The sequence below is a fragment of the Comamonas sp. wu1-DMT genome, assembly GCF_040187805.1.
In the GTDB taxonomy this organism is placed as follows: Bacteria; Pseudomonadota; Gammaproteobacteria; order Burkholderiales; family Burkholderiaceae_C; genus Comamonas; species Comamonas thiooxydans.
Genome location: NZ_JBANEM010000018.1, coordinates 60,559 through 83,726, shown reverse-complemented (window position 1 = coordinate 83,726; position 23,168 = coordinate 60,559). Strand labels below are relative to the sequence as shown.

The following is a 23,168-nucleotide window of genomic DNA, read 5'->3' as shown; positions in this document are numbered from 1 at the left end:
ATAGTATTTTTGTTGTTCTCAAATTTTTCTCTGACTTATTTTTATTGGAGGGAAGATTTTTCTCAAGTTGGTAATTTTGTTCTTTCGCTTATAGGGGTTCTTGTTTACGTCGCATTGTCTGATATTTTTAATAAAATAGATGATAAAAGAATATGCTCAATAATTGACTTCTTCTTGATTTTCAATATCGCCGCATTTTTTTTTGCAGATCATATCGTATTATATATTTTCATATGATTTGGATTTTAGTGAATGGATGGGAGGGGCGGGGAATAGGGCTCTAAACTACTCTGAAATTTATCGGCCTACAGGAATATATGATGAACCTGCAATTTATGGGCTATTTCTGAGTATTTTAATTGCCTGTAAATTATTTTTCACCAAGAAATTAGATCTTTTGATTTTTATTGGAATAATTTCTTTGATTCTTTCCTTTTCATTTGTCTCAATGATTTTGGCAATCGGAATAATTCTAATTTTATTTTCAATGAGATTTGGTGGATTTTTTTTCCTCATGTGTTTCTTTGTATTTTTGACCACAATTTTCATTGCGTATGAAAATTCATGGATGCCCGATTTTTTGCTGAATAGATTAGAATCCCTGACAAATGGAAATGATGGAAGTACCTCCAATAAAATTCAAAGTTTTCAATTTTGGTTGAATGAGGAGAATGTTCGAAATTTCGGCTTTGGATTTATAGGGTTGAGAGAGTGGACTCCTGAGTATTTTGATGCAATATATGACATGACCTTATATGGTACAGCGATCACTCAATTCGGACTGTTTTTGGCTCCATTATTCATATGTTGGATGATCGCTTTCTTGTGGATTAATGGGTGGAGTTGCTTTTCTTTATGTTTGTGTTTTTTGATATTTATTAAACTCTCTGCGGTGCATATTCTTGTTTTTTGGGTTTTTTTGGCTTTTTACCAAAGATCTTTTTTAAAAAATGATCTTTTGAGGAACAAAAAATCCAAGACACCTGTTTTGAATGAGATTTAGAAAGTTTACATGAAGATTGTTTTTGTCAGGGCATTTTTACCCCATTTGGATGCCCGTATGGGTAAGTATGCTAGAGCCCTCAGTCAATCAGGATCTGATGTCAAATTTATAGGGTGGGCGCGTGGTCAAGATAGAGGGGATGCTGACTCAAATGAGACTTTTTTATTTGAGCGTAATGCCGCTTTAGGGGGGCGTTGGCGCAATGTTTTTGCGTTGTTGGCTTGGAATTTTTTTGTATTTAAAACTCTGATGGGCTTGAGGAAAAATATTTCAATAGTGCATGTTGTTGATTTGGAAAGTGCTATTTTTGTTTATATATTTTGTCGCCTTTTTAATAAGTCAATGGTTTTTGATATTTATGATCATTATGCTGATACAAGGAATATCAGAGGGGGGCTGGGGAAAGTTATTTCGGCAATTGAAAGAAAGTTGGCGCAATGTGCGGATCTGACCATTCTCGCCGATGAGGCGAGAATGGTTCAACATGGGCTGAAACCCGCTTCTAATCTCATGATAGTTGAGAATGTTCCTGATATTTCCTGGCCGCACGATGAACTGCTAATAGAGGAGGATGAGCCTATTAAAATAGGTTATTTTGGAGTTCTGGAAAAGCAGCATAGAGGCTTGGAGAATTTGTTGGAGGCATTCTCTGGAAATAAAAAGTTCGAGCTACATTTCGCAGGATACGGGCCGTTAGAAGAAAAAATATTGGAGAAGGTAAAATCTTGCTCTAATATTCGATTCTATGGTGCATTGACCCATGAGCAGGGGATGAAAAAACTATCGGAAATGCATTGTGTCGTGGGATTTTATTATTTAACAGTTCCCAATCATCGCTTTGCATCCCCTAATAAATATTATGAGCATTTGCTCTTGGGGCTCCCATTGCTAACTACGTATGGAACACCCCCTGGGAATAAAGTTGTCAATGAAAATACAGGATGGGCTCTATCTGAAGGGATTGATTCTTTACTGAGCTGGGCAGATCAATTAGATATTGACGATTTGCGTATTAAAGGAAAGAATGCCAGAGATCTATGGGAGAAATATTATAAAAATTATGCGAAAGAGACGATTGGTGGAGAATATTTAAATCGGTTGAAAAGAATTGCCCGCAATGACTGATATGAAAACCTTGGTGTCAATTATCATGCCGGCGTATAATTCTCAAAATACGCTTAATGAGGCTGTGGAATCAGTTTTAAAGCAGACAATTGATAATTGGGAACTCTTGATAATTGTAGATGCAGCAACTGATCTGACGGAAAATATCGCAAAATCATGGGCTCAAAAGGATGCAAGAGTTAAAGTTTTTGTGAGCCCATATAATCAAGGGGTTGCCAAGTCTCGTAATATAGGCTTGGAGCAAGCTAAAGGGAAGTATTTGGCTTTTCTAGACAGTGATGATCGATGGCTTTCGGGAAAATTGAAGCAGCAGATCAAATTCATGGAAGAAACGAATGCGCTTGTGAGTTATGGCGCTTATCGTCGTTTTGCTGATCATGAGTTACTGAATGTCGTTAATCCTCCGGCGCAAGTTAGTTATCGTCGGTTGTTGATGGGGAATGTTATTGGGAATCTGACCGGAATGGTCAGCCGAGAGCTGGTCAAGGATTTGAGGTTTCTACCTCAAGGGCATGAGGATTATATTTTTTGGCTACAGGCGGTTAGGAGAGCCCAATTTGCCTATCTTGTGCCGAGTGCTGGTCCGATAGCAGAATATAGAGTTCAAAAGACATCTCTGTCTGCGAAAAAAACAAAGAACCTGAGCTGGCAATGGAAAATTTATAGAAGGAATGTCGGGTTATCGTTTTTCCATAGCTGTTTCTTTATGATTTGTTATATATTCTCAGCTATTAGAAAACGGATTATTTGATCTATGTTAGATAAAAATAGCAAGGTTATGTAACCTTGCTATTTTTATAATTATTTTATTTTTTTCGAATCCAGCGGAAATAAGCCAGCTTGCTGTAAAATGCCAGATAGCAAATAACGCTAATGAAAAAGCAGGTGGCCGTCAGCCATTTGTTCTGGTAGGTGAATACCGCCATCAGGCAGGGCACGGCTGCATACATCCAGAGGAAGGGTGAAGTCAAGCCATTCTGGATAGGCTTGGAAAAGCTAGAGAATGCTTTCTTGGCCCAGCGTTTGTTGGCCAGCATATGCAGATGCACGCCATCGGGCTGGCTGGGGTGGTAGCCTTCTCGAATCGTTTTTCTGACAAAACTGAATCCGACCTCAATAATGGGGTAGGAGCAGATCAAAAGACTGGTCCAGGGTGAAACAGAGGCGTTGCGCTCGGGTAGGAGAACTGAAATCCATGCCAGCATGAAACCCAGAAAATAGGCTCCGCCGTCACCCAGGAAGATTTTCCCAGCCGGCCAATTCACTAAAAAAAAATCCCATGACGGCACCTGCAATAATGAGGCAGGTGAAGGCCAGTGGGATATCTCCCACTTGGCGTGCGATAAATCCAAAGGCAGCAAGCATGATAATGGCTGTACCTGCTGTTAGGCCATTGAAGCCGTCAATGATATTGATGGCGTTGGCCACGCCGCCCACGGCAAAGGCGGTGAAAATGACGGAAATGAGTGTGAAGCTCAGCAGCCAGTCGATGCCCCAGATATCCACATGGGTCAGCGAAGTGCCTGTAATTCCCCAGCCCAGCACGCCGGATGCCATGGTGGCTAGCAGGCGCACCTTGACGGAGACTTTTTTTTGTGATGTCTTCCATGAGGCCGAAAACAAAGGCTGGTATGCCTGCAAGCAGTATGGCACTGAGAATGGCGCGTTTTTCTGCTGCGGCGATGCCATGGCTGGATACTGCATAGCCTACGAATACTCCAATGGCAATCGCAATACCGCCAATTCGAGGTGTGGGATTGGTATGGAATTTTTGCAAGCCGTCTGTGGTGTCCATTGACAGGCTGCCATGCCATTTCTTGGTGGTAACCAGTAACACGCAGGTGATAAAGGAGGCTAAACCTGCAAGGAACGCGTCGTACCTGAATAACTCTTGAACAGAGAAAATAATCGAATTCATGGAGTGAGTGGACGTGGAATTGTTTTATATCGTGGGAGGCTGACTCGGGGAAGTTGGCATCTTGCTCGTCTCCAAGAGCATTTGCGGCACAATGCAGCCCATCTGACTTGAACATTGTCCCATGGGACAGAGCCTTGATCTATGACCACCATTGACCCCACCACCCAGATCGCCCCCCGCGACAAAGCTGAAATCCTCGCGCAAGCGCTGCCCTACATCCGCAAGTTTCATGGCAAGACCATGGTCATCAAGTATGGCGGCAATGCCATGACCGATCCTGCCTTGCAGGCCGACTTTGCGGAAGATGTGGTGTTGCTCAAGCTGGTGGGGATTAACCCTGTGGTGGTTCATGGTGGTGGGCCTCAGATTGAAGCGGCGCTGGGTCGTCTAGGCAAGAAGGGTGAATTCATTCAGGGCATGCGCGTCACGGATGAAGAGACCATGGAAGTGGTGGAGTGGGTGCTGGCCGGCGAGGTGCAGCAGGACATCGTGGGTCTGATCCATCAGGCCGGCGGCAAGGCCGTGGGCCTGACGGGGCGAGATGGTGGCTTGATTCGTGCCAAGAAGCTCAAGATGCTGGATAACAAGGATCCGAGCATCGAGCACGATGTGGGTCAGGTGGGCGATATCGTTGCCATCGACCCCAGTGTGGTGAAGGCGCTGCAGGACGATGCTTTCATTCCGGTGATCAGCCCTATCGGTTTTGGTGAGGAGAACGAAAGTTACAACATCAACGCCGACGTGGTTGCAAGCAAACTCGCAACAGTGTTGCAAGCTGAAAAGCTGGTGCTTTTAACCAACACTCCGGGCGTTCTGGACAAGGCCGGCAATCTGCTGACTGATCTGACGGCGCGCGAGATTGATGCGCTGTTTGCCGACGGTACGATTTCCGGCGGCATGCTGCCCAAGATTTCGGGCGCTCTGGACGCTGCCAAGGCGGGTGTGAATGCGGTGCACATCATCGATGGACGCGTGCCGCATTCCATGCTGCTGGAAATTTTGACGGACCAGGCGTATGGCACGATGATTCGCAGCCATTGATGAGCCTGTCTGGCCCTGACATGTGGTTGCTCTTCTCGAGTGACTTTTCACATATGGCGTTAACATCGCCGCAGGGCTTTCCCGGGTGGAGTCGCGCTCAGGACTCCGCTGCAAGCCGCCTTTGGGCGGCTTTTGTTTTTGAGCGAGGTAGGACTTTATGCGTTTGCTTCTGGTGGAAGATGATGTGATGGTGGCCAGCGGTATCAAGCTGGGTCTTTCCGATGCCGGTTATGCCGTGGACTGGGTGGGAAGTGCCGAGCGTGCACTGGAAGTGCTGGCCCAGGAAGCGTTCGATGTGGCGGTGATCGATATCGGCCTGCCGGGCATCAACGGCCTGGAGCTGACGCGTCGCCTGCGCAGCAGCGATGTGGAAAGCAAGGCCATGCCGGTGTTGATCCTCACGGCGCGCGATGCGCTGCAGGACCGGGTGCAAGGCCTGGACTGGGGCGCCGACGACTATATGGTCAAGCCTTTCGAGCTGCCCGAGTTGCTGGCGCGCCTGCGTGCGCTGATGCGCCGCTCCCAGGCAGCAACTTCTGCTGTCCTGAACTTTGGCTGTATCGAGCTGGATACGGCGGGCCGCCGGGCCGGCGCACGCCAGCTGCCGCAGGAAGGCGAAACTGAAGGCAAGCTGCTGCCCATCGATCTGGGGCCACGTGAATGGACGGTGCTGGAGTATCTTCTGCTCAATGCCCCCAAGCCCGCCAGCAAGGAAAAGCTGCTGCAGGCCCTGACCGGTTGGGACCGTGAAATCACGCCAAATGCCGTGGAAGTTTATGTGTCCCGCCTGCGCAGCAAACTGGAGCCGCATGGCGTGGCCCTGCGCTCCATTCGGGGCTTCGGTTATCGGCTGGAGTTGATGCCTGAATCTGTTTGATTCTCTATTTGATAGCTGTCTGCGATTGATTGATATGGAATTCAGTTATTTATATATCTGAATCGGTTATTAATGAAGCGCTTGCAGCTATGAAAATTGAATACTCCGATTTCTCATTCAATAAACGTTAATGACCGCCAATCTGCGTTTTCGGCTGCTGGTTCTGCTTTTGGTGCCGCTGATGCTGTTGGCGGCCATGGGTGGCTGGTTCAGCTACAGCGCCGCCGATGAGGCCTCCACCCAGCATGACCAGCGTTTGCTGCGTTTGCTGCCGGCCCTGGCCGATTCGGTGCTCGCGCCCTCGATTGCGGACGGCACGCCGCCGCTGGTGTCGCTGACGCCAAGCGTCGAAGACTTTCTGCGCAATCAGGGCGATGAAGCAGGCTATGCCGTGGGCGATCTGCAGGGCAATGTGGTGGCAGGCGATACCTGGATCAACTTCGATGTGCCGGCGACCGGCACAGCGGAATTCCACAGCCAGGAGCACGACGGTGTGACCTATCGCGTTGCCGTGCTCAAGGCCGAAACCTATGGCGCCGGCGAGATGGTCGTCATGCTGGCCGACAGCAGCGATGTGCGCCAGCAATGGGTGCGTCAGTTGCTGATGCATGTGCTGCTGCCCAATCTGCTGCTGATTGCGGGCGCGGCCGTGGCCATTTACTGGTCGGTGAGCAGGGCCTTCAAGCCGCTGCACAAGCTGACTCAGGCGGTGGAGCGCCGCTCGCCGCGCGATCTGAGCCCGATCGACGAGCAGACCTCGCCAGCCGAGGTCCGCCCGCTGGTGCACTCGCTCAATCGCCTGTTCTCCCTGGTCAATGCCCAGGCCGAAGGCCAGCGCCGTTTCGTCGCCGATGCGGCCCATCAGCTGCGCACGCCGCTGGCGGCCTTGCAGACCCAGGTGGAGGCCTGGGCCCTGAGCGGCCAGGAGGCCAGACGCCTGGCCAAGCGGACCGGGGAGCCGGCGCAGGTCGTGCTCACGGTGGAGCAGATCGAGCAGTTGCGCGATGCAACTCGGCGCACCTCCCAGCTGGCGCGTCAGTTGCTGGCCCTGTCGCGTGCCGATGCACGCAATGCCGAGGTGCAGCCGCTGCAGGAGGTGGACCTCAAGGAACTCTGCGAGAGCATGCTCGAGACCTTTATCGATCGTGCCTCGATCAAGCATCTGGACTTTGGCCTCGAGGTCGAGCCTGCATCGGTCTGGGGCCATAGCTGGTTGCTGCGCGAACTGGTTTCCAACCTGGTGGAAAACGCCATCAAGTACACGCCCAGGGGCGGCAGCGTCACCTTGCGCTGCGGTCTGCGCCCCCGGCCCGTGGGCACGGACGATGCCACCTTGCTGCAGATCGCGGGTGTGCAGCAATGGGCTTTTGTCGAGGTTGACGATGACGGGCCCGGCGTGCCCGAGGAAGAGCGCAGCCAGATTACCCAGCGTTTCTATCGCGCCCAGGGAGTGATTGAAGAAGGAACCGGTCTGGGCCTGGCAATTGCCGATGAAATAACGCAATTGCATCAAGGTGTGCTGAGTTTTTCAGATGGAAGTTTCGGTAAAGGTCTATTAGTAAGACTTGAAATTCCGGTTCAATCAGTTTCAGAAGGCAGTCATGAGGTATCTGAAGCTCTCAAAGGTTAATTTCTCGGTTACGCTTGCGTGTTGGTGAGAGCGGGGGTGAAAGTTCGGGGTGGAGACCGCAAGCCTGCTGTGTATTAAGGTTGGTTTGACGCACCTGACACCTACCGGTAAGGATAGTCGTGTGCTTAACAGTGCAACTGGCTGTGAGAAAATTGCTAATAAATACTGAGTCGCCTATGTCTGAGTCTGAAGTCCTGTCGCCTGTTTCCAATATTGAAAATCCCGCGGAGGACAGTCCTGCCGCTCCTGCCATGGCTCCTGCGCGCAAGCGCCCCAAGCCCGGCGAACGCCGCGAGCAAATCCTGCAGGCATTGGCCTCCATGCTGGAAAAGCCCGGTGCCGACCGTATCACCACGGCAGCTCTGGCTGCCCATCTGAGCGTGAGCGAGGCTGCCCTGTACCGCCACTTCGCCAGCAAGGCCCAGATGTTCGAGGGACTGATCGAGTTCATCGAGCAGTCCGTCTTCACGCTGGTGCAGCAGATTGTGGGCCGCGATGTGCCCGAGGCCGCGCATGATCCGGTCACGAGCGTGCGCAATGCCAACCGCGTGGTGGCATTGCTGCTGCAGTTTGGCGAAAAAAAACCCCGGCATGGTGCGCGTGATGGTCGGCGATGCCATCGTTTTCGAGCACGAGCGTCTGCAGACCCGCATGAACCAGTTCTTTGACCGCATCGAGTCCACCTTGCGCCAATGCCTGCGCCCTGCCGCCGGCGCCATGGGCTCTGCTGCACCGACGGCCGAAGCATCGGTTGCTGCCAGTGTGCTGACCTCGTTTGCGCTGGGACGTCTGCAGCGCTATGCCCGCTCGGGCTTCCGCCGCCTGCCCACCGAGCACCTGGATGCCAGCCTGGCCATGATGGTCGTGGTCTGAGTCGCTCCTCAGGCACTCTTTCAGGAACGCCGCAGTCTCAGGACTGGCGGCGTTTTTTATTGCGCATCGAGGCAGCTGAGTCGGCAAAAGTCCTGACAGGGAAAGGCTAAGTATTTACCCTTGATGGATTTAAAACCGGCCGGAAATTGTGCAAAATAGAACGAACGTTCGTTTTATTGAGAGTTTCATGGCTTCGTCCTCCGCTTCCCGTTCTTCAACTTCGCCCGCAGGTCGGGATGTGGCGCACCCGGCTGGCCGCGGGGGCGCTGCGGGCAGGAAGACCAGCGCAAAGTCTCGCAAGCTGCACGCCGAGGCGCAAGCTGCGGTTAGCCCCAGTAAGGCCGTGGAGGGGGTTGCCACCAAGTCTGCGGGCCGATCTCTCGCAAAAGGTCAGCAAACCAAGGCCACGATTGTCGAGGCTGCGCTCAATCTGGCCACCCATATCGGCCTTGAAGGCCTGTCCATTGGCGCGATTGCCGAACTCACGGGCATGAGCAAATCAGGTGTGTTTGCCCATTTCGGCTCGCGTGAGGAACTGCAGATTTCCGTGGTGCACGAGTACCACGACCGTTTCGAGCAGGAAGTCTTCTACCCCGCCATCGAGGCGCCGCGCGGCATTCCGCGTCTGCGAGCGCTGTTTGGCAACTGGATGAAGCGCACCTCCATAGAGATCGACTCCGGCTGCATCTATATCAGCGGAGCGGTGGAGTTCGACGATCGCACGGGCCCGGTGCGCGATGCGCTGGCCGAGTCCGTCGGCACCTGGCTGGCCGCCATGCGCCGCACCATTGTGCAAAGCCAGGAATGCGGCGATCTGCGTGCCGATGCCGATGCCAGCCAGTTGCTGTTTGAAATTCACGGACTGATTCTTGCCCTGCATTACGAGGCCCGCTTTCTGCACAGCGAAGGCTCGATCGAGCGGGCTCATGCAGGCTTCAACAACATTCTGGCGCGCTATGCCAGCGAGCCGCCAGCCGCCTGACGCCATTCACAACCTGCGTCAGTTCCAACCCCAAAAAAAGCAAACCGTTCAACGCGCAACCATCACAGGAGACGACAAATGCCCAGCTACAACCCGCCACTGCGTGACATGCAATTCCTCATGCACGAGGTCTTCAAGGTCACCGAGACTTATCAGCAGATTCCCAAGTACGCGGAGGTCGATGCCGACACCATCAACGCGGTGGTCGAAGAGGCGGGCAAATTTGCGGCCAATGTCACCTTTCCCTTGAATATCTCCGGCGACGAAGAGGGCTGCACGCTGAACAAGGAGACCCACGAGGTCACCACGCCCAAGGGCTTCAAACAGGCGTATGCGCAATTCATCGAGGGTGGCTGGCCGGCACTGTCCTGCGATCCGGAGTATGGCGGCCAGGGCCTGCCCTTCGTGCTCAATTCGGCGCTGTATGAAATGCTCAATAGCGCCAATCAGGCCTGGACCATGTATCCCGGTCTCTCGCATGGCGCCTACGAGGCTCTGCATGCCTACGGCACGCCGGAGCAGAAGAAGACCTATCTGGGTAAGCTGACCAGCGGCGAGTGGACCGGCACCATGTGCCTGACCGAGCCCCATTGCGGCACCGACCTGGGTCTGCTGCGCACCAAGGCCGAGCCGCTGGCGGACGGCAGCTATCGTGTCACCGGCAACAAGATCTTCATCTCGGCCGGCGAGCATGACTTCACCAGCAACATCGTGCACCTGGTGCTGGCGCGTCTGCCCGATGCGCCTGTCGGCTCCAAGGGCATCAGCTTGTTCGTGGTGCCCAAGTTCAAGGTGAAGGCCGATGGTTCGCTGGGCGAGCGCAACCCGATTTTCTGCGGTGCGCTGGAGCACAAGATGGGCATTCACGGCAATGCCACAGCCCAGATCAATATCGACGGCGCCATCGGCACCCTGGTGGGCGAGCCCAACAAGGGTCTGCAAGCCATGTTCGTGATGATGAACGCGGCCCGTCTGGGCGTGGGCAACCAGTCTCTCGGGCTGACCGAAGTGGCCTACCAGAATGCGCTGGCCTATGCCAAGGACCGCCTGCAGATGCGCAGCCTGTCGGGCGTGAAGGCCAAGGACAAGCCGGCCGACCCCATCATCGTCCACCCCGATGTGCGCCGCATGCTGCTCACGGCCAAGGCCTATGCCGAAGGCGGCCGCGCGCTGTCCACCTTCTGCGGCCTGCTGCTGGACAAGGAGCTGCACCACCCGGACGAGAAGGTGCGCAAGGACAGCGGCGAGCTGGTGGCCCTGCTGACGCCCATCGTCAAGGCCTTCATCACCGACAACGGCTGGACGGCGACGACGCTGAGCCAGCAGGTCTTCGGCGGCCACGGCTTCATCAAGGAATGGGGCATGGAGCAGTTTGTGCGCGATGCGCGCATCAACATGATCTATGAAGGCACGAACGGCATCCAGGCGCTGGATCTGCTGGGCCGCAAGATCCTGGGCAACCAGGGCGCGACGCTCAAGAAGTTCGGCAAACTGATCGCTCAACTGGTGGAGGAAGAGGGCGTCAACGAGAAGATGAGCGAGTTCATCACACCCATTGCCGTGCTGGGCGAGCAGATGACCAAGTTCACCACCGAGATCGGCTTCAAGGGCATGCAAAACCCCGATGAAGTCGGCGCTGCGGCCGTGGACTATCTGCGTGTGGCGGGCCATCTGGTCTTTGGCTACCTGTTTGCTCGCATGGCCCAGGTGGCGCTGCGCGAGATCGCAGCCGGCAATGCCGATCCCTTCTACCAGGGCAAGCTGCAGACCGCGCGCTTTTACTTCGCCAAGCTGTTCCCCGAGACGGCGACGCTGATGCGCACCGCGCGCGCCGGCAGCCAGTCGCTGATGGACAGTGACGCGGCCCTGGCCTGATGTTCCGCAGGCGCATGCTGTAATGCTATTGAAAGAGTAGCTGTATGCGCCTATTCATCCCTTGTTTTGAATATAAAGGACTAGGAAATGAAGAAGATCAAAGCGGTAGCGGCTCTGGTATTGATAGCGGGCTGCATGTCGGCCGCCTGGGCGCAGATGTCGCCCGTGGGCACCTGGCGCAGCATGGATGAAAAGGAAAACACGCCCAAGGCGCAGGTGAAGATCACCGAGGCCGGAGGCGTGGTCACGGGCAAGGTCGAGGCCCTGCTGCGCAAGGGCGCGGACCCGAATGCGCTGTGCACCGAGTGCAAGGACGAGCTCAAGGACAAGCCTGTGGTGGGCATGACGCTGATCAGCGGCGTCAAAAAGGTCGAGGGCAAGGAGGTCTGGGAAGGCGGCAGGATTCTCGATCCCGAAAACGGCAAGACCTATACCGTGCGCCTGACGCCCGTCGATGCAGGCCAGAAGCTGGAAGTGCGCGGCTCCATCGGTCCTTTCTGGCGTACCCAGACCTGGATCCGCGTTCAGTAAATCTCAAGACAGAAAACAGCCAGCGCCTCAGTCCCATGCTTTGTCCGTGGCAAGGCCGCTGGCCCTTAATGGAACATAGCTCATGTCCCGATTCAATGTGAAAAAAGTCGCCGTGCTGGGCGCGGGCGTGATGGGTGCGCAGATCGCCGCCCATCTGGTCAACGTCAAGGTGCCGGTCATTTTGTTCGACCTGCCGGCCAAGGAAGGCTCCAAGAGCGGCATTGCAGAGCGTGCCATTGCCAATCTGAAGAAGCTCAAGCCTTCGCCGATCGGCGTGGCCGATGATGTGGAGCTGATTCAGGCGGCCAACTACGAAGAGCATATGAAGCTGCTCAAGGGCTGCGATCTGGTGATCGAGGCCATTGCCGAGCGCATGGACTGGAAGCTGGACCTGTATCACAAGATCGCTCCCTTCGTCGCCAAGCACGCGCTGCTGGCGTCCAATACCTCGGGCCTGTCGATCACCAAGCTGTCCGAGGCCTTGCCCGACGCCATCAAGCCGCGCTTTTGCGGCATCCACTTCTTCAACCCGCCGCGCTATATGCAGCTGGTGGAGCTGATCAACACGCCCACCACGCAGGCCGAGGTGCTGGATCAGCTCGAAGCCTTTGTCACCAGCACGCTGGGCAAGGGCGTGGTGCGAGCGCACGACACGCCCAACTTCATCGCCAACCGCATCGGCATCGCCGGCATGCTGTCCACGATGAAGGAGGTCGAGAACTTCGGTCTGTCCTTCGACGTGGTGGACGACCTCACGGGCAAGAAGCTGGGCCGTGCCTCCTCGGGCACCTTCCGCACTGCCGACGTGGTGGGCCTGGACACCATGGCCCATGTCGTCAAGACCCTGCAAGACAATCTGAGCCTGGAGACCGACCCCTTCTATGGCAGCTTCGGCACGCCGCCCGTACTGGCCAAGCTGATCGAGCTGGGCAACCTGGGCCAGAAGACCAAGAAGGGCTTCTACAAAAAGGTCGGCCGTGACATCTTCCAGTTCGAGCTCGACAGCGAGGACTACATTCCCGCAGGCGGCAAGGCCGATGAGGTTTACGGCCGCATGCTCAAGAAGCCCGCTGCAGAGCGCCTGAAACTGCTGCGCAATGCCGAGGGCAAGGAGGGGCAGTTCCTCTGGGCCATTTTGCGCAACAGCTTCCACTATGCCGCCGTGCACCTGCAATCCATTGCCGACTGCGCACGCGATGTGGACCAGGCCATGCGCTGGGGCTTCGGCATGAAGCAGGGCCCGTTCGAGCTATGGCAGGAAGCCGGCTGGCTGGAAGTGGCCAAGATGGTCCAGGAGGACATCGACGCCGGCAAGGCGCTGTGCAAGGCGCCGCTGCCTCAATGGGTCTTCGAAGGTCCGGTGGCCGAGGCCGGCGGAGTACACACCGGCAATGGCTCGTGGAGCCCTGCGCAGAACAGGTTCGTGCCGCGCCGTATGCTGCCCGTGTACGAGCGCCAGCTCTTCCCCGAGAAGCTGCTGGGTGAAACCGATCTGCCCGACTGGGAGACGGCTGGCACGACGATTGCCGAAACCAGGGCGCTGCGCACCTGGACGCTGGACGGCAAGGTCTTGGTCGCCAGCATCAAGAACAAGATGCACGCCATCAGCCCCGAAGTCATGGAGGGTCTGATGGAGGCGGTGGATACGGCCGAGAGCGACTTCGACGCCATGGTCATCTGGTCCGGCGATGCGCCCTTCAGCGTGGGCGCCGACCTGGAGGCCACCATGCCTGCCTTTGTGATCGGTGGGGCGGACGCCATCGAGAGCATCGAGCAGGAGCTGCAGAACCTGATGCTGCGCCTGCGTTATGCACAGGTGCCCGTGGTGTCTGCCATTCACGGGCTGGCGCTGGGTGGCGGCTGCGAGATGGCGGTGTACTCGGCGCGCCGCGTGGCCCATATGGAAAGCTACATCGGCCTGGTGGAAGTCGGCGTGGGTCTGGTGCCCGGCGCTGGCGGCCTGACCTATATCGCCCGCCGCGCTGCCGAAAATGCCGCCACCAGCACCGGCAAGGATTTGCTGCCCTTCCTGACCGAAGGCTTCACGGCCGCGGCCATGGCCAAGGTGGGGACCAGCGCGCTGGAGTCGCGCAAGCTCGGCTATCTGCTGGACAGCGACATCGTCGTGGCCCACAAGGACGAGGTGCTGTTTGTCGCCATCAACGAGGCCAAGGCCATGGCGGCCGGCGGCTGGCGTGCGCCGCACAAGCGCAGCTTTCCCGTGGCGGGCCGCAGCGGCCAGGCCACGATCAAGGGTTCGCTGGTCAATATGCGCGACGGCGGCTTCATCAGCGAGTTCGACCAGCATATTGCGGGCCTGATCGCCAATGTGGTCTGCGGCGGCGATGTCGATGCCGGCACGCTGGTGGATGAGGCCTATCTGATGAGCCTGGAGCGCAAGGCCTTCTGTCATCTGATTGCCCACCCCAAGACCCATGAACGAATCCTGGGCATGTTGAACACCGGCAAGCCGGTTCGCAACTGATTTGATATGAGCATCCCCCTGAGTCGCTGCGCGCCTTCCCCCTTCTCTCGCGTTGCGGGAAGGGGGACGCCAGCAACGCTGCGGGGCGGCCCTTGCTCGCTGGCTGCTGGTATGCGCCGCGAAGTCATTGAAGCCTCGCACACAGGTTAAAGAGCTAAGAGACAACCAAGGAATTTGGTCATGAAACAAGTACAAGACGCCTATATCGTTGCTGCCACACGCACTCCCATCGGGCGCTCGCACAAGGGTTTTTTCCGCAACTACCGTCCCGACGATCTGCTGGCCACCACGCTCAAGGCGGCGCTGGCCCAGGTGCCTGGCCTGGACCCCAAGGCGATCGAGGACATCGTCTGCGGCTGCGCGATTCCCGAAGCCCAGCAGGGCCTGAACGTGGCGCGTATCGGTGCCGTGTTGGCAGGACTGCCCACCAGCATCGGCGGCATCACCGTCAACCGTTTCTGCGCCTCCGGTCTGTCGGCCGTTGCCATGGCGGCGGATCGTATCCGCATCGGTGAAGCCGATGTGATGGTTGCTGCCGGTGTGGAGAGCATGAGCATGGTGCCCATGATGGGCAATGCGCCCAGCCTCTCGCCCAGCATCTTCGAGCGCGATGGCGATGTGGGCATTGCCTACGGCATGGGCCTGACGGCAGAGAAGGTGGCCCAGCAGTGGAAGGTCTCGCGCGAGGCGCAGGATGCGTTTGCACTTGAATCGCACCGCCGCGCGATCGCCGCGCAGCAGGCCGGCGAGTTCGCCGCAGAGATCACGCCGATCGAAGTCACCGACCGTACTCTGAATATCGCCACGGGCGAAACCGTGACCAGCACGCGCACCGTGAGTCTGGACGAAGGCCCGCGCCCCGATACCAGCCTGGAAGGCCTGGCCAAGCTGCGCACCGTGTTTGCGGCGCGCGGCACGGTCACTGCGGGCAATAGCTCGCAGACCAGCGACGGAGCGGGCGCTTTGATCATTGCCAGCGGCGATGCTGTCAAGCGTTTTGGCCTGACGCCGCTGGCGCGCTTTGTCAGCTATGCCAGCAAGGGCGTGCCGCCCGCCATCATGGGCATTGGCCCCATCGAGGCCATTCCCGCCGCGCTGCGCTATGCAGGTCTCAAGCAGGACGATATCGACTGGTACGAGCTCAACGAGGCCTTTGCGGCCCAGTCCCTGGCCGTCATCAACACCCTGGGTCTGGACCAGAGCAAGGTCAACCCCATGGGCGGTGCAATTGCGCTGGGCCATCCCCTGGGGGCAACCGGTGCCATCCGTGCCGCCACCGTGGTGCATGCGCTGCAACGCAAGCAGCTCAAGTACGGCATGGTGACCATGTGCGTGGGCATGGGCCAGGGCGCGGCAGGCATCTTCGAGCGCGTCTGAACGCCGCAGCCGCCATGCATACCGCCCAGTCGCAAGCCTCTGTGTCGGTTCCGCTGCAAGCCGCCGTGCAATGGACGGAGATGGCCTTGCCCATCTCCGTGGGTTCGGCCCATCTGGCGCTGCGCCAGTGTCAGCCCAGGGCGGTAGCGCCGCTGGCGCAGGTGGTGGTGGCTGGCGCCATGGGCGTGCAGCAGAGCTATTACCAGGCCTTTGCCCGCTGGCTCGCGGAGCAGGGCTACGGCGTCACCACCTTCGACTACCGTGGCCATGGCCTGTCGCTGCAGGTGCCGCTGCGCGACGCCAGGGCCGACCTGCTGGACTGGGCCAAGGACTGCGAGCTGGTGGCAGCGCAGCTCAAGCAGCAGTTTCCCGAGCAGCCGCTGATCTGGATCGGCCATAGCGTGGGCTCGCAACTGCCGGGACTGGCTTCCATCCCCCTGCCCATCAACGGCTTGCTGTCCGTGGGCAGCGGCAGTGGCTACTGGCGCGATAACGCGGCGCCCACCCGGCGCATGATCAGGCTGTTCTGGTGGGGTGTCGCCCCGCTGGTCACGGCCTTGTATGGCGCGTTTCCCGGACGCAAGCTGGGCATTGTGGGCGATCTGCCGGCAGGCGTGATCTGGCAATGGCGTCGCTGGTGCCTGAATCCTCTGTACGCCATGGGGGTGGAGGGGCGCTGGGCGGCCGAGGCCTATGCAGCAGCCCACTACCCCTTGCATGCGCTGTATTTCGAGGACGACGAAATGATGTCGCTGGCCAGCGTGCAAGCGCTGGTGGACTGGTACAAAAGTGCGCCCAGCACGCTGGAGCGAGTGGACCCGGGGCTGGCTCCTGCCGGACGCATAGGCCATCTGGGGTATTTCAAGGAAGAGATGCGCGAGCTACTGTGGCAGCCCCTGCTGCCTTTGCTGCAGAGTTGGCGCGAGGGTGATCGCGGTCCAGGCAAACCCTTGTTCGGGCCGCATGAGTCACCTGTTTGACGGCTTTCATTCCCGCCCTTGGGCAACACTGCCAATCATGAGCACAGACCTCCACCCCTTTGATCGTGCCGTAGCGCTGAGCGCTACGGGCGTGCCCAATCAGTACCAGGGAACGGCTTCGCCCGATTACTGGAATATGGTCGGCCCTTATGGCGGCATCACGGCGGCCAGCCTGGTGCAGGCCATTCAGCAACACCCTCAGTGTCTGGGCGATCCGCTGTCCATCACCGTCAACTATGCGGCAGCCGTGGGGCCGGGTACGTTTGAGATCGACGCCAACCCGGTGCGTACCAACCGCTCTACCCAGCACTGGCTGCTGACCATCACCCAGCCCGATGCCCAGGGCCAGCCGCAGGTCGTGACCACGGCCACAGCCGTGACGGCGGTACGCCGTCAGACCTGGAGCGTCAGCGATATGCCCATGCCCGAGGTTCAGGCTGCAGCCGAGGTGGAGCGAGTGCCGCCGCTGTTCAAGGCCTCCGAGTGGCTGACCCGCTATGAGATGCGATTTGTGGCCGGAATCCTGCCGCGTGATGAGGACGGGGCCGAGCGCGACAGTCTGACGCGACTCTGGGTGAGGGACAATCCGCCGCGTCCGCTGGATTTCGCGTCGCTGGCTGCAGTCTCCGATGTGTTCTTTCCACGGGCGTGGTTGCGCCGCGCCAAGCGCGTGCCGGCGGGTACGGTGTCCATCACTGTCTACTTCCATGCCGGACGCGAGGAGCTGGCTGCAGCAGGTGACGGATTGCTGCTGGCGCAGGCGCGAGGGCAGGAGTTCCGCAACGGCTTTTTTGACCAGACGGCCCAGCTGTGGAACCAGTCCGGTCAGATGCTGGCGACCAGCCACCAGATTGTTTACTACAAGGAATAGCGCGCCGAAACCGGCAAGCTGTTCACATCATTTACAAGGCAAGACCATGAGCAATACCCAGGATAGCCAGGACATCCTGGTGCACACCGAAGAGGGCGTGTGCACCATCACCTTCAACCGTGCGGCGAAGAAGAACTCCTTCACCGAGGCCATGTATACCCAGATGGCGGATGCATTGGCCGCGGCCAAGGTCGACGCAGGCGTGCGCGTGGTGGTGTTTCAGGGCGACATCGCCATCTTCAGCGCAGGCAACGATATTGCGGACTTCCTGAAGCAGGCCTCAACCCCCGGTGCAATGGGGGCCGATGCGCCCGTGTGGCGTTTTCTGCAGGAAGTCTCGGCCTTCCCCAAGCCTCTGATTGCTGCCGTCTGTGGTCCGGCCGTGGGCATTGGCACCACGCTGCTGCTGCACTGCGATCTGGTCTATGCCGGCGATAACGCCGCATTCTCGCTGCCCTTCATCAACCTGGGCGTATGCCCCGAAGCGGCATCCAGCCTACTTCTGCCCCAGATGCTGGGTTATCACCGCGCCGCCGAAGCCCTGCTGCTGGGAGAGCCCTTCATGGCAGAAGCCGCGCTGGAGGTGGGCCTGATCAACCGCGTGGTAGCGCCCAGCGAATGCAATGCCCTGGCACAGGCCCAGGCCAGGAAGCTGGCGCGCAAACCCCTGTCCTCGCTGATCGAGACCAAGCGCCTGATGAAGGGCGGCCAGGCCAAGGCAGTGGGCGAGCGTATCGTGGAAGAGGGCGCGGTCTTCGCCCGCATGCTGCGCGAGCCCGCGGCCAAGGAAGCACTGACGGCCTTCATGGAAAAACGCCACCCTGACTTCAGCCAGTGCTGAAGTCAGACATTGCGGCAGCAAGACGAGCGCAGCGATGGGGGGCGATTTCGCCAAAAACGCCACCCTGACTTCAGCCAGTGCTGAAGTCAGACATTGCGGCAGCAAGACGAGCGCAGCGATGGGTGGCGGTGTTACCCAAAGCGCTATCCGGATTTCGGCATGTGTCGAATCCGGGCCAGCTTCGCCAGCTTGTACCAGTGCCGATCTGAGAATCGCCCCTTGCCGGGCGATTTTTCTTTGACCTCTTTTCAGGGTTGCCTATGACATCCAGGTCCGTATCGTCCCGTCATTCAGCGCAGGAAATCGCCGAGCCCGTGCAGTTCGAGCCTGAGTTCATCTCCGGCTTGCGAGAGATCTTTGAAACGCGCGTGGCCTTCAACCAGACTATCGGTCTGAAGATCGGCGAGATCACGCCCACGCTGGTGCAGGGGCATATCGCCATGCGACCTGATCTGATCGGGCATTCGGCCTACCAGCGCATTCATGGCGGCGTGATCAGCGCCGGCCTGGACTCCATGGGCGGGCTGGCTGTGATGGCGGCCATTGCGGCCAAGCATATGGACGATACGCCCGCGCAAAGACTGCATCGTTTTTCCCGGCTGGGCACAATCGATCTGCGTGTGGACTACATGCGCCCCGGCATCGGCAAGGAATTTCTGCTCACGGCCAGAGTGCTGCGCCTGGGCTCGCGGGTGGCGAATACTCAGATGGAGTTTCTGTCGGTGGATGGTGAGTTGCTCTCTACCGGCACGGCGGCCTATATCGTCTCTTGACGATCTCTGAAACGAGAGCGTAAAGCGCCGGCGAAATATGGGCTGGCAGCAAAAAGTGCCTCAAAGACAGGCAAGTGAACGCTTGCCCGGATGCTGCCAAATCTTTCATTGTGTGAGATCAGGCAATGCATGCAAGTAACTGAAACTTGTGAAAGCTTTGCTTACCGTTATTGCGAGATGACGGTAAATGTTGCTACTTATGCTGCATAGGATGGCACTTTCTGACTAGGAGATTCCCGCCATGGCTGTGCAAAACCCGTTCTTCGGCAAACGCGATAACGATAACTTTCCTTCACGCAGTTCCGTCACCGGGCTTTCGACAGCGAATACCGCTGCGACATCTGGCGCCAGCTCCCTGAGTAACGCGGGCCTTGGCACGGCACCATCCAGCCCCATGCGTGCGGCTGCGACTGCTGCTCCCACCGCGCCTGTTGCGGAGGAAAACGGTGGCAGCAAGCTGACCGTCGGTCCGAACATCAAGCTCAAGGGCGTGGAAATCACGGACTGCGATACCTTGGTCGTGGAGGGAACGGTTGAGGCGACCATGAACTCCCGCGTCATCAAGATTGCCGAGCAGGGGGCGTTTCACGGTACGGCCGAGATCGATATTGCAGAAATCCACGGCAAGTTCGACGGTACTCTCACGGTGCGCGAAAAGCTGGTGATCTATGGCTCCGGCAAGGTCAGCGGCACGATCCGCTATGGCAAGGTGGTGATCGAAGAGGGTGGCGAGTTGACGGGGCAGATCGAAGCGGGAACCCGTTCCGGCACCAGCAGTTCCAGCAATGCCTCCGCTTCCGCCTGGAGCAAGAGCAGTGCCGGCAGCAGCACGGCGACAGCTGCAGCCAGCAGCAGTGAAACCACGGGTAGCGCTGCTGTCGCCTGAATCTCTGCGCACAGCCCATGAAAAAAGCGACCGCTAGAGGTCGCTTTTTTCATGCTCGATGCATGGATCAGCTCTTGGCGGCCGCCTGAGCCTGGAGTTTCTCGCGCCAGGCACGTGTCTGCTCGGTATCAGGCAGAGACTGGGGCTTGCCGGTGGCATCAATGGCCACATAGGTCAGGCGGGCCTCGGTCACCTTCACATATTTGCCCTGGTCGGAAAAGCGCTCGGCAAAGACTTCCACATCCACAGCGACCGAGGTGCGACCCACATGCTGCACGCCCGCGTAAAAGGACAGAATGTCGCCCACGCGCACGGGCTGCTTGAAGATGAACTCGTTGACGGCCACAGTCACCATGCGGGTGTGGCTGATGCGCTGAGGCAGCACCGAGCCGGCCAGGTCCACCTGCGCCATGACCCAGCCACCGAAGATGTCGCCATTGGCATTGACATCGGCAGGCATGGGCACGACTTTGAGGACCAGTTCCTTGTCGGCGGGCAGGGCAACGCTGGGAAGGTCGGGCGAACGGGGAGGCATGGAAATCTGTGACACGAATGGAAAGATTGAATTGTCCCTCAACATCGGGTTTCTACCATGTTGGCGAGAGAAAGCCACTAGCGACGGTTCGGGCAAGTAAGTAGGGGGTAACTATGGGACGGTGTTTGTGGTGGATCTGTGGATGCCTGAGTGTCGTGCTGGCGGCTTGCAGCAGCCATCCGGTAAAAGCCCCAATATCGGGCAGAGACGATGTGACATCGGCAAGGTCGCTCAAGCCGCCTGTGCAGGCCGTGCAGCCCTCCTGCCATCCGGAACCCCTGACCGGCGCGGCAGCGCTGGCCGGACCTTTCACTGCAATGAATCCCAGGCAGGCCTTGCAGGCCGGTGCGCTGAATGCGCGTGTCTGCTGGGCTGGCGGGCTGCGCACCATAGCGGCGGTCGGCGAGCAGCGCGATTGCATGGTTCTGTTGCATGCCGAGTTCAGCGAACAGGGCTTTCTGTCCTGGCCACGCGAGGCGAGCTTTTTCAAGGCCTGCGGTGCTGGCCCGTATGACAGGCAGTTGCTGCAGCCCTTCACCCTGGTCTGGGTGAGCGCAAAAGTGACGGGACAGGCAGAATTCGCGGGTACCCCGATTCCCGTCATAGAAATAGACGCCCTCTACCGCGGCTCCGACTGCCAGCAGGGCGACACAGCCCCACAATGCGTTCACAGTTACCTGCAACCCCAGAAGAAGCCGCAGTAGCGGCAAACCAGTCAGACGGCGCCACGCTGCGTCGCCTCTTTCCCTATATCTGGCGCTACAAATGGCATGCGCTGGCGGCGCTGGCGTTCATGATCTGCGCCAAGCTGGCCAATGTGGGCGTGCCCATCTTGCTCAAGCATCTGGTCGATGCGCTGGATATCAAGCCCGGGCAGGCCCAGGCCGTGCTGGTGGTCCCCGTGGGTCTGCTGGCGGCCTATGGATTGCTGCGGTTTTCCTCAACGATGTTCACCGAGCTGCGCGATCTGGTCTTTTCCAAGGCCACGCAAGGGGCATCGCGCTCGATTGCGCTGTCGACCTTCGAGCATCTGCATGCGCTGAGCCTGCGCTTTCATCTGGAGCGCCAGACCGGAGGCATGACGCGCGACATCGAGCGCGGTGTGCGCAGCACCGAGTCGCTGATCTCGTATTCGCTCTACTCCATCTTGCCCACACTAATTGAAATGGCGCTGGTGCTGGGCATTCTGGCCGTGCGTTTCGACATCTGGTTTGCCGTCATCACGCTGGCAGCGCTGGTGTTCTATATCGGCTTCACGGTCACAGTGACGGAGTGGCGCACACGCTTCAGAAAAGAGGCCAATGCCCAGGAGTCGGCGGCCCATACCAAGGCCATCGATTCCTTGCTCAATTACGAGACCGTCAAGTATTTCAACAACGAACAGTTCGAGTCAGCGCGCTACGACGAGAACCTAGAGAACCTGCGCCGCGTGCGGCTCAAGAGCCAGACCACGCTGTCCATGCTCAACTGCGGCCAGCAGCTCATCATCGGTGCGGCGCTGGTGGCCATTTTGTGGCGTGCCACGCAGGGCGTGGTCGACGGCAGGCTGACGCTGGGCGATCTGGTCATGATCAATGCCTTCATGATTCAGCTCTATATCCCGCTGAATTTCCTGGGCGTGATCTACCGCGAGATCAAGCAGAGCCTGACCGACCTGAACCGCATGTTCACGCTCATGGACAAGGAGCGAGAGGTGGCCGATGCGCCCGGTGCCCAGTCCTTGCAGATCGACAATCCGCCGCCCGAAGTGCGCTTTGAAAACGTGCAGTTCGCCTACGATAGCGCGCGGCCCATACTGCATGATGTGAGCTTCACCATTCCTGCGGGCAAGACCGTGGCCGTGGTCGGTCCCTCGGGTTCGGGCAAGAGCACGCTGGCGCGTCTGCTGTTTCGCTTCTATGACGTGCAGGGCGGCCATGTGCGCATTGCCGGGCAGGACATCCGCACGGTGACCCAGAGCAGCGTGCGCCACTGCGTGGGCATTGTTCCGCAGGACACGGTGCTGTTCAACGACACGGTGGCCTACAACATCGCCTATGGCCAGCCGGGCGCCACGCAGGAGCAGGTGGTTGCAGCGGCCAAGGCTGCGCGCATCCATGACTTCATCGAGCGCACGCCCCAGGGCTATGCCACGCGTGTGGGTGAGCGCGGCCTCAAGCTCTCGGGCGGTGAAAAGCAGCGTGTGGCCATCGCACGCACCCTGCTCAAGAATCCGCCGATCCTGATCTTCGACGAAGCGACTTCGGCACTGGACAGCGCCAACGAGCGTGCCATCCAGAACGAGCTGCGCAGCGCGGCGCAGGGCAAGACATCGCTGGTCATTGCCCACCGCCTGTCCACCGTGGTCGAAGCGCATGAAATCCTGGTCATGGACAGCGGCCGCATCATCGAGCGCGGCACGCACGAGGAGCTGCTGGCCGCCGGAGGGCGTTACTCCAGCATGTGGAATATGCAGCTCAATCAGCAGGAGTCATCGGAGATTCCCGCCTGAGTGCGGCGGCCTCTCGCCAGACGTTTGATAAGCCACCTTCGGGTGGCTTTCTTTTTGACTGCTTTGCTTATATG

General features: G+C 58.0%; 21 protein-coding genes and 1 pseudogene. 19 read left to right on the top strand and 3 right to left on the bottom strand.

Annotated features, from left to right (window positions below):
* The first annotated feature begins 238 nt into the window (after nt 1–238).
* From V8Z78_RS21555 to V8Z78_RS21545, 3 genes are read left to right on the top strand one after another with little or no spacing between them, the layout of a single operon-like run.
* Nucleotides 239–1,003 (top strand): hypothetical protein, encoded by a 765-nt coding sequence (locus tag V8Z78_RS21555; protein ID WP_349732095.1) that lies wholly within the window; start codon nt 239–241, stop codon nt 1,001–1,003.
* A gap of 9 nt (nt 1,004–1,012) precedes the next feature.
* A complete protein-coding gene (locus V8Z78_RS21550; protein WP_349732094.1) occupies nt 1,013–2,128 on the top strand; it encodes a glycosyltransferase family protein in 1,116 nt (371 codons plus the stop codon).
* Nucleotides 2,121–2,879, top strand: coding sequence for a glycosyltransferase family 2 protein (locus V8Z78_RS21545; RefSeq protein WP_349732093.1), 759 nt, complete (start codon nt 2,121–2,123; stop codon nt 2,877–2,879). Before V8Z78_RS21550 ends, V8Z78_RS21545 begins: the two co-directional genes overlap by 8 nt.
* 55 nt (nt 2,880–2,934) lie before the next feature.
* Here V8Z78_RS21545 and V8Z78_RS21540 read toward each other — a convergent pair whose 3' ends face one another.
* Together V8Z78_RS21540 and V8Z78_RS21535 are read right to left on the bottom strand one after the other, a co-directional pair.
* Nucleotides 2,935–3,393, bottom strand: a complete 459-nt coding sequence (locus V8Z78_RS21540; RefSeq protein WP_349732092.1) for a hypothetical protein — start codon at nt 3,391–3,393, stop codon at nt 2,935–2,937.
* Nucleotides 3,359–3,817 (bottom strand): MraY family glycosyltransferase, encoded by a 459-nt coding sequence (locus V8Z78_RS21535; RefSeq protein ID WP_349732091.1) that lies wholly within the window; start codon nt 3,815–3,817, stop codon nt 3,359–3,361. Before V8Z78_RS21535 ends, V8Z78_RS21540 begins: the two co-directional genes overlap by 35 nt.
* Nucleotides 3,818–4,187: 370 nt before the next feature.
* On the opposite strand from V8Z78_RS21535, the gene argB reads away from it, so the two are divergent.
* The 14 genes and pseudogenes from argB (at nt 4,188) to V8Z78_RS21465 (ending at nt 20,068) form a co-directional block, all read left to right on the top strand.
* A complete protein-coding gene (argB, locus tag V8Z78_RS21530; protein WP_003068053.1) occupies nt 4,188–5,087 on the top strand; it encodes an acetylglutamate kinase in 900 nt (299 codons plus the stop codon).
* Between the two features lie 157 nt (nt 5,088–5,244).
* Nucleotides 5,245–5,964, top strand: a complete 720-nt coding sequence (locus V8Z78_RS21525) for a response regulator transcription factor (protein ID WP_003068054.1) — start codon at nt 5,245–5,247, stop codon at nt 5,962–5,964.
* 130 nt (nt 5,965–6,094) lie between these two features.
* Nucleotides 6,095–7,594 carry a sensor histidine kinase gene (locus V8Z78_RS21520; RefSeq protein WP_057093607.1) on the top strand — a complete coding sequence of 500 codons (1,500 nt, stop codon included), beginning with the start codon at nt 6,095–6,097 and terminating at the stop codon, nt 7,592–7,594.
* Nucleotides 7,595–7,770: 176 nt separating this feature from the next.
* Nucleotides 7,771–8,467 (top strand): annotated as a pseudogene (gene slmA / locus V8Z78_RS21515) (nucleoid occlusion factor SlmA).
* Between the two features lie 187 nt (nt 8,468–8,654).
* Complete coding sequence (locus V8Z78_RS21510) at nt 8,655–9,449, top strand: TetR/AcrR family transcriptional regulator (protein ID WP_218895014.1); 795 nt, start codon at nt 8,655–8,657, stop codon at nt 9,447–9,449.
* A 78-nt stretch (nt 9,450–9,527) separates the two neighbouring features.
* On the top strand, nt 9,528–11,324 hold the full coding sequence (locus V8Z78_RS21505; protein WP_148747928.1) for an acyl-CoA dehydrogenase C-terminal domain-containing protein: 1,797 nt from the start codon (nt 9,528–9,530) through the stop codon (nt 11,322–11,324).
* Nucleotides 11,325–11,411: 87 nt separating this feature from the next.
* Nucleotides 11,412–11,855, top strand: a complete 444-nt coding sequence (locus V8Z78_RS21500; protein WP_057093600.1) for a DUF2147 domain-containing protein — start codon at nt 11,412–11,414, stop codon at nt 11,853–11,855.
* An 82-nt stretch (nt 11,856–11,937) separates the two neighbouring features.
* Nucleotides 11,938–14,340 (top strand): 3-hydroxyacyl-CoA dehydrogenase/enoyl-CoA hydratase family protein, encoded by a 2,403-nt coding sequence (locus V8Z78_RS21495; protein ID WP_349732090.1) that lies wholly within the window; start codon nt 11,938–11,940, stop codon nt 14,338–14,340.
* A gap of 180 nt (nt 14,341–14,520) precedes the next feature.
* Nucleotides 14,521–15,717 carry an acetyl-CoA C-acyltransferase gene (locus tag V8Z78_RS21490; RefSeq protein ID WP_349732089.1) on the top strand — a complete coding sequence of 399 codons (1,197 nt, stop codon included), beginning with the start codon at nt 14,521–14,523 and terminating at the stop codon, nt 15,715–15,717.
* Nucleotides 15,718–15,731: 14 nt separating this feature from the next.
* Nucleotides 15,732–16,697 carry an alpha/beta hydrolase family protein gene (locus V8Z78_RS21485; RefSeq protein ID WP_349732088.1) on the top strand — a complete coding sequence of 322 codons (966 nt, stop codon included), beginning with the start codon at nt 15,732–15,734 and terminating at the stop codon, nt 16,695–16,697.
* Between the two features lie 37 nt (nt 16,698–16,734).
* Entirely contained in the window at nt 16,735–17,568 is an 834-nt protein-coding gene (locus tag V8Z78_RS21480; protein ID WP_057093595.1) for an acyl-CoA thioesterase, read from the top strand.
* A 46-nt stretch (nt 17,569–17,614) separates the two neighbouring features.
* Nucleotides 17,615–18,409, top strand: coding sequence for an enoyl-CoA hydratase (locus tag V8Z78_RS21475; protein WP_349732087.1), 795 nt, complete (start codon nt 17,615–17,617; stop codon nt 18,407–18,409).
* A 260-nt stretch (nt 18,410–18,669) separates the two neighbouring features.
* Nucleotides 18,670–19,182 (top strand): thioesterase family protein, encoded by a 513-nt coding sequence (locus tag V8Z78_RS21470; RefSeq protein WP_046460552.1) that lies wholly within the window; start codon nt 18,670–18,672, stop codon nt 19,180–19,182.
* 241 nt (nt 19,183–19,423) lie between these two features.
* Nucleotides 19,424–20,068: a bactofilin family protein gene (locus V8Z78_RS21465; protein ID WP_034362797.1), complete on the top strand. Its 645-nt coding sequence runs from the start codon at nt 19,424–19,426 to the stop codon at nt 20,066–20,068.
* 67 nt (nt 20,069–20,135) lie between these two features.
* Here the strand turns inward: V8Z78_RS21465 and V8Z78_RS21460 are convergent, their stop codons facing one another.
* Entirely contained in the window at nt 20,136–20,603 is a 468-nt protein-coding gene (locus V8Z78_RS21460; RefSeq protein ID WP_003068067.1) for an acyl-CoA thioesterase, read from the bottom strand.
* Nucleotides 20,604–20,815: 212 nt separating this feature from the next.
* Between V8Z78_RS21460 and V8Z78_RS21455 the strand changes: the two genes are divergently transcribed.
* Nucleotides 20,816–21,307: a hypothetical protein gene (locus V8Z78_RS21455; protein ID WP_003068069.1), complete on the top strand. Its 492-nt coding sequence runs from the start codon at nt 20,816–20,818 to the stop codon at nt 21,305–21,307.
* A complete protein-coding gene (locus V8Z78_RS21450) occupies nt 21,265–23,094 on the top strand; it encodes an ABCB family ABC transporter ATP-binding protein/permease (RefSeq protein WP_012839889.1) in 1,830 nt (609 codons plus the stop codon). Before V8Z78_RS21455 ends, V8Z78_RS21450 begins: the two co-directional genes overlap by 43 nt.
* The last annotated feature ends 74 nt before the right edge of the window (nt 23,095–23,168 follow it).